Annotated in this window: 1 protein-coding gene; it reads right to left on the bottom strand. The window is 33.8% G+C overall.

What is annotated here, in order from left to right; translation table 11 throughout:
* Positions 1-6: 6 nt before the first annotated feature.
* The gene (locus ACMZ6U_RS10550) at positions 7-789 is read right to left on the bottom strand and encodes a PucR family transcriptional regulator (RefSeq protein WP_416108366.1); all 783 of its coding nucleotides are present in this window, start codon (positions 787-789) and stop codon (positions 7-9) included.
* Positions 790-834: the final 45 nt, after the last annotated feature.

Here is an 834-nt window from a genome sequence, read left to right as displayed (position 1 = left end):
TAAACTTTAAGCTTGCTTTTTATGATTAGCCATAAAATACCATAGAAGCTTACTTAACTCATACCATACATTAGGATCTAATCCCGTTATGTCGTGAATGCGCTGTAATCTATAAGCTAGTGTATTTCTATGGATATGGAGCTGCTTTGACGTTTCATTATAGTTACAGTTAGTCTTAGCAAATACAATGAGTGTTTCATAATAATCTTGATATATTTCTTTGACACTATCTAAAACGTCATCAACTAATTTTTCAGATGCCGAATTGAAAAAAGTAAATGCTTTGACATCTGATGGGGTAACCTTATTAGGTAGTTGAAAAAAGTCTGCAAGATACCAATGTTCCAGTGATTCTTCAATCATTGATGCTATCTGAAGTTGCGGCTCGCTAACAACAATCATTTCTTTCAATGCCATAGCGTCTAAATGTTCATTAACAATAGAGTGTACTTCGGAAGAAACGAGACAGAAATAAAAACCGTGATAAGAAAAGATTCCATGATTATCTAGTACATTTTCCAAAATGTTTGGGTTTTTACATAAAATACAAGCATTTTCCTCCATCAAATTCACTCTATAATGATCAATGGCCTCTGTTACAAGTTCCTCATCATAATGGCTGTCCTTACTGTTTAGCATTTTCTGGACGAAATGTTTTTTTTGATTAAGCTGTTTCTGCTGATTTTTGAACTCACTTTTCTCTTGAATCAATAAGGCGACAAAAGAACTGACAATATTTGCAAACGGCGTCACTTGAGAAGATTCGCCACTGATACCGACGACTACAATGATCTAATTTTGATAGACAATAGGAGTATTTGTCCTTTTTTCTCA

Origin of the sequence: Streptococcus pluranimalium, from assembly GCF_047785745.1 — a bacterium.
Taxonomy (GTDB): Bacteria; Bacillota; Bacilli; order Lactobacillales; family Streptococcaceae; genus Streptococcus; species Streptococcus pluranimalium_B.
This window is presented reverse-complemented; position numbering and strand designations above follow the sequence as displayed.